Source organism: Kitasatospora sp. NPDC059577, from assembly GCF_042735475.1.
Taxonomy (GTDB): domain Bacteria; phylum Actinomycetota; class Actinomycetes; order Streptomycetales; family Streptomycetaceae; genus Kitasatospora.
Map to the genome: position 1 here is coordinate 51,031 of NZ_JBHWBZ010000017.1, position 5,469 is coordinate 56,499.

5 protein-coding genes are annotated in these 5,469 nt (G+C 71.7%); 3 read left to right on the top strand and 2 right to left on the bottom strand.

Features of this window, described 5'->3' with window-relative positions:
- Positions 1 to 162 precede the first annotated feature (162 nt).
- Positions 163 to 1,248, top strand: coding sequence for a phosphoribosylformylglycinamidine cyclo-ligase (purM, locus tag ACFV0O_RS16160; protein WP_380341702.1), 1,086 nt, complete (start codon positions 163 to 165; stop codon positions 1,246 to 1,248).
- A 189-nt stretch (positions 1,249 to 1,437) separates the two neighbouring features.
- Here the strand turns inward: purM and ACFV0O_RS16165 are convergent, their stop codons facing one another.
- The gene (locus tag ACFV0O_RS16165) at positions 1,438 to 1,695 is read right to left on the bottom strand and encodes a DUF3073 domain-containing protein (RefSeq protein WP_360257915.1); all 258 of its coding nucleotides are present in this window, start codon (positions 1,693 to 1,695) and stop codon (positions 1,438 to 1,440) included.
- 385 nt (positions 1,696 to 2,080) lie between these two features.
- The gene (locus tag ACFV0O_RS16170) at positions 2,081 to 3,238 is read right to left on the bottom strand and encodes a Glu/Leu/Phe/Val dehydrogenase dimerization domain-containing protein (RefSeq protein ID WP_380341703.1); all 1,158 of its coding nucleotides are present in this window, start codon (positions 3,236 to 3,238) and stop codon (positions 2,081 to 2,083) included.
- Between the two features lie 207 nt (positions 3,239 to 3,445).
- Here ACFV0O_RS16170 and ACFV0O_RS16175 point away from each other — a divergent pair, with 207 nt between their 5' ends.
- Together ACFV0O_RS16175 and bldC are read left to right on the top strand one after the other, a co-directional pair.
- A complete protein-coding gene (locus tag ACFV0O_RS16175; protein WP_360257913.1) occupies positions 3,446 to 4,363 on the top strand; it encodes a hypothetical protein in 918 nt (305 codons plus the stop codon).
- A gap of 487 nt (positions 4,364 to 4,850) precedes the next feature.
- The gene (gene bldC / locus ACFV0O_RS16180; RefSeq protein ID WP_014137253.1) at positions 4,851 to 5,057 is read left to right on the top strand and encodes a developmental transcriptional regulator BldC; all 207 of its coding nucleotides are present in this window, start codon (positions 4,851 to 4,853) and stop codon (positions 5,055 to 5,057) included.
- Positions 5,058 to 5,469 lie beyond the last annotated feature (412 nt).

Sequence of the window (5,469 nt, forward strand, 5' to 3'; positions counted from 1 at the left end):
GCGGCGGGGGGGGGGGGGGGGGGGGCGCGCGCGGCCGCGCGCCGCGGGGCGCCGGGGCGGGGGGGGCCGCCCCCCGCCCCCCCCCCACCGCCGTTCCACCCCCCCCGCAGCCCGACCCAGCCGATCCGAACCACCCCACCTGACCCGAAAGGGCCGCACGCAGTGACCTCCAACCAGAACGGCGCCACCTACGCCGCCGCCGGTGTCGACATCGAGGCGGGCGACCGCGCCGTCGAGCTCATGAAGCAGTGGGTGAAGAAGGCCAACCGCCCCGAGGTGGTCGGCGGTCTCGGCGGCTTCGCCGGTCTCTTCGACGCGTCCGCCTTCAAGAACTACGAGCGGCCGCTGCTGGCCTCGGCCACCGACGGCGTGGGGACCAAGGTGGCCATCGCGGCCGCCATGGACAAGCACGACACCATCGGCCACGACCTGGTCGGCATGGTCGTCGACGACCTCGTGGTGTGCGGCGCCGAGCCGCTGTTCATGACCGACTACATCTGCGTCGGCAAGGTCGTCCCGGAGCGGGTCGCCGCGATCGTCAAGGGCATCGCCGAGGGCTGCGCGCTCGCCGGCTGCGCCCTGGTCGGCGGCGAGACCGCCGAGCACCCGGGCCTGCTGGGCCCGGACGAGTACGACGTGGCGGGCGCCGGCACCGGTGTCGTCGAGGCCGACGCGCTGCTCGGTGCGGACCGGGTCCGGGCCGGCGACGTGGTGATCGCGATGGCCGCCTCCGGCCTGCACTCCAACGGCTACTCGCTGGTCCGCCACGTGCTGCTGAACGAGGCCGGCTGGAAGCTCGACCGCAAGGTCGAGGAGTTCGGCCGCACCCTCGGCGAGGAACTGCTGGAGCCGACCCGGATCTACTCGCTGGACTGCCTGGCGCTCACCCGCGCGACCGAGGTCCACGCCTTCTCGCACGTCACCGGCGGCGGCCTGGCGGCCAACCTGGCCCGGGTCGTCCCGGACGGCCTGCACGCCCGCCTGGACCGCGGCACCTGGACCCCGCTGCCGGTCTTCCGGACCGTCGCCGAGGTCGGCAACGTGGCCACCCTGGAGATCGAGAAGACGCTCAACATGGGCGTCGGCATGGTCGCGGTCGTCCCGCCGCACTCGGTGGACGCCGTGCTGTCGATCCTGGAGGACCGCGGCGTCGAGGCCTGGCTGCTCGGCGACATCGTCGAGCGCACCGACGAGCACGAGGGCGGCGCGGCCCTCTACAACGCCTACGAGGGCTTCCGGACGGTCTGATCCGGACCGGGAGACCACAGGGCCCCGTCGGCACTGCCGGCGGGGCCCTGTGCCGTCGTCCGCCCGCCCGCCTCCGGCGGCCCGCACCCCTGCGGCCGGGGGCGGGGCCCGCCCGGCCGCCCGGTCCGCGGGAACGCCGAAGACCGGCCCGGCGCCCTGGGCGCCCGGACCGGTCCGGTGGAGCTGCTGTTACGAGCGGCGGGAGGCCTGCGAGGCCCCGGTGCCCGGCTCGTTGTCGTCCTCGTCGTCGAGGTCGGCGTAGCGGGCGGCGTACTCCGCGTACGGGTCGTCGTCCTCCTCCTCTTCGATCGGCTCCGGCTCGATCGGAGAGGTGGACGGCGATACGCCCAGCTCGTTGGACAGACGGTTAGCGTCGAACCCGCCGCTGTTGTACTTCAGCTCGCGGGCGACCTTCGTCTGCTTGGCCTTGGCCCGGCCGCGCCCCATGGGTCGACCCCCTCAACGATGGGGCTCACGGCCCCGAGTCTGACACGTGTTCATGATCAGGACCGGCCTGCCCGAATGGGAGAAGCCGTCCCTTGGAGCATTAACGGTACCTGTTTCCGCCGCTGGACGGTACGTCGTCGGTGTGACGTGGCGCGCACCGACTGCACCCGAGACCAGGTCTTTCCAGGTCAAGGGAGGTTTTGCGGCGATTTTCGCGCTGTCCGGAGGTGTCTGGGGTCCGTCGTTCCAGGACTGATTATCCCCCCTAGGGGGACCTCGGATCACCCGTTCGGGCGGAGAAGTGAGAATCCGGTTCCACATCGTGATGCGCGGGGGGCCGCGGTGGCAGCCCCCCCCGCGTCCGGGGTCCGGTCCGGCAGCCGGATCAGCTGCGGCGGGCGCCCGGGAGCAGGACCGTGCGCAGCGCGCTGATCTCGCGCATCCGCTTCTCGGCCAGGCGGTCGGCGGCGACCGCCGGCGGGATGCCGTCGGTGGCGGCCCGGGTGAAGATCTCCAGCGTGGTGTCGAAGATCTTGGTGGCCTTGTTCTTGGCCCGCTCGAAGTTGAAGCCCTCGATCTCGTCGGCGACCTGGATGACGCCGCCGGAGTTCACCAGGTAGTCCGGGGCGTAGAGGATGCCGCGGTCGGCGAGGTCCTTCTCGACGCCCGGGTGGGCCAGCTGGTTGTTGGCCGCGCCGCAGACGATCGAGGTGCCGAACTCGCCCAGCGCCGCGACGACCGGGTCGGTCAGCGCGCCGCCGAGGGCGCAGGGGGCGTAGACGTCCAGCTTGGCCTGGAGCAGGGCGGCGGTGTCGGCGACGACCTCGACCTCGGGGTGGGCGGCGCGCACGCGGTTGACGGCGGCCTCGAAGGGGTCGGTGACGACGACGGTGGCGCCGTCCGCGACCAGGTGGCCGACCAGGTAGTGGCCGACCTTGCCGACGCCCGCGACGCCGACCCGCTTGCCGCGCAGCGTCGGCTGGCCCCAGCGGGCCTGGGCGGAGGCGCGCATGCCCTGGAAGACGCCGAAGGCGGTCAGGATGGACGAGTCGCCGGCGCCGCCGTGCTCGGGCGAGCGGCCGGTCACGAAGTCGGTCTCGCGCGCGATGACGTCCATGTCCTGCACGTAGGTGCCCACGTCGCAGGCGGTGATGTAGCGGCCGCGCAGGGACTCGACGAAGCGGCCGTAGGCCCGGAGCATCGCCTCGTTCTTGTCCTTGTTCGGGTCGCCGATGATGACGGCCTTGCCGCCGCCGAGGTCGAGCCCGGCCAGCGCGTTCTTGTAGGACATGCCGCGGGAGAGGTTCAGCGCGTCCTCCAGCGCCGCCTCCTCGGAGGCGTACGGGAAGAAGCGGGTGCCGCCGAGGGCCGGGCCCAGGGCGGTCGAGTGGATGGCGATGATGGCCTTCAGGCCCGAGCTGCGGTCGTGGCAGAGGACGACCTGCTCGTGGCCGTCGCCGGGGGCGCCGTCCTGCTCGGTGCGGAAGATCCTGCTGAGCACGCCGGGTGCGGGGTGCGTGGCGGGGGTCTGTACGTCGGTCACTGTGGTGACTCCAGTATCGAAGGCCCGCTGCTGTGGTGCGGGCGCCTAGGGCGAAGCGTAGTCGGGTGGGCGCCGCCGATCGGCCCTCTTGTCCGAGCTTGTGCCGGTTGTCCGAGGGGTGAGACGGACGGGGGTGCGCGGTGCGGGCGCGAACGGTTCGGGGGCGCGCTCTCCCGGGCCCGCGCGGCGCGTGCGACCATGCAGGACGTGACCGTCGTACGTACTGCGGTGCAGCCGCCCTACGCCGCCCACCTGCGGGTCTACGAGCCGCTGGCCGCCTACCCGGAGCCCGACCGGGCGCGCTGGCAGGCCTACGCGGCGGAGCGCGGTCCGGACGCCGCGGAGGCGGCGCGGCCGGTGGCGGCGGCGGTCCTGGAGGAGCAGCGGGAGGCGCTCGCGGAGCTGGCCGCCCGGACGCCCCGGGCGCTGCCCGAGAGGGAGAGCGGACGGGCGTACCTGCGGGTCGTGGACGGCGTCCTGTACGTCTGCCCGTGGGCGACCAGGCTGCGCAGCTGGCAGGCGCTGGAGGAGCTGCGGGCGGGTGCGCCGGTGGTGCTGCTGGACACCGCGCTGCCGCCGGCGGCCCGGGAGGCCGCGGAGGCGGACCTGGAGCGCTGGCGGGCCGAGCACCCGGACGCCCGGCCGTGGATCCTCACCAGCCGGTGGGAGGTCCCGGTGCGCTGGTTCCTGCCGTTCGGGGACGAGGACCGCTGCTTCGTGCCCGGCGGGTCGCCGGAGCCGGGCGCGGGAGCGTCCGGAGGAGGGGAGGGGGACGGCCGGCCGGCGGCGCTGTTCTACCTGGTGCCGATGGCGCAGGCGCGCCGACGGGTGGCGCGGGCCTACCGGGCGCTGCGCGAGGCGGTGCCGGACGGGGACCTGGTCCGGGGGGCGGAGCGGATCGGACGCTGGCTGGAGGAGTTCCACCCGCGTTCGCTGGTGGAACTGGACTACGGGGGCCTGGTGCATCTGCTGGGGCCGGAACGGCTGCTGGCGGACCGTTCGGCGGGGGAGCTGGAGGAGGGGCTGCGGGCGCTGCGGGCGGGGGACGCCGCGGAGGCGCTGCGGGTGTACGGGGAACTGACGGCGCGGTGGCGCCGGGTGCTGGCGCTGCGGTACGCGAACTGACGTCCGACCGCCCGTGTATGACTGTCAGAGGCCTTGGGACCGCGCAGCTGATGACCAAGGTCCTGGTTCGGGTCAATAGCTGTCGAACGTGACACTACTCACCGTTGACGCGAACTTACCCCTATGTGCAAAAATGGGACAACCAGCCCAACTTCACGTGAGCGTGCCCACTTTTGGGTGGTTCTGGAGTCGATGCGTGCTTTGCGGGGAAACGGAGGGTCTGGTCCCTTCGTAACCGGACGTCATCAACGCGTGACTGTCCGTTATGGGGTGGTCCATCGCCATCCGTCAGCCTTGAACCCGTGAGGGGTCAATTTTGGCGGTTTGGTCGATAGGGCTGGACGGATGGTGTAGTTGTAGACACCAGGACAAGCCGTTCGTCCTATAACCGACTCGGCCCGTCTATGCCATTTCGGGCATCGCGGGCCAAGGTGCAGAATTTGAAGGATAGAACCGCCCTGGTTCGGTTCTCCCGAGGAGGCCGCTCATGACCGCTCGTACCCCTGATGCTGAGCCGCTGCTGACGCCGGCAGAGGTTGCCACCATGTTCCGCGTGGACCCGAAGACGGTCACCCGCTGGGCCAAGGCCGGCAAGCTGACGTCCATTCGCACGCTCGGCGGTCACCGCCGTTACCGTGAGGCGGAGGTGCGCGCTCTGCTGGCCGGGATTCCGGCTCAGCGCACTGAGGCCTGATAGGCCAAAGGCTCTTTCAAAGGGGCCGCTTACCGGACTCCGCCGGGTCCGGTAAGCGGCCCCTTTGTCGTCTCCGCTTCCGGGCTCCCGGTACCGGCCGGCCGGTCGGAATGCTGAACTCCGGATAACGATTTGATGCGTGTGGGGTGGGGGGGATTTACAGTGAATAGCCGTACAATTTTACATATTAAATTAGTGGCGTTCGCGTAGACCCGTCCCGGGGTCGACCTCCGGGGGATGCGGGTGACGACCGTCACACGGTCCGTCACTTGTGGTCCGGACCCGGTCCGGGTAGGGGGGCGGACGACAAAAAGCGAGAGGCGGGGGGGGGGAGAGGGAGGGTCGACCCCAGGCACCCCACCCACACCCACCGCCAGAAACCCCCCCCAACCACCAAAACACCCAACGGAGA

Excerpts from the sequence above, each read along its gene's own strand:
- ACFV0O_RS16165 (WP_360257915.1), bottom strand. The coding sequence starts at position 1,695 with ATGGGGCGCGGCCGGGCCAAGGCCAAGCAGACGAAGGTCGCCCGCGAG.
- bldC (WP_014137253.1), top strand. The coding sequence starts at position 4,851 with ATGACCGCTCGTACCCCTGATGCTGAGCCGCTGCTGACGCCGGCAGAG.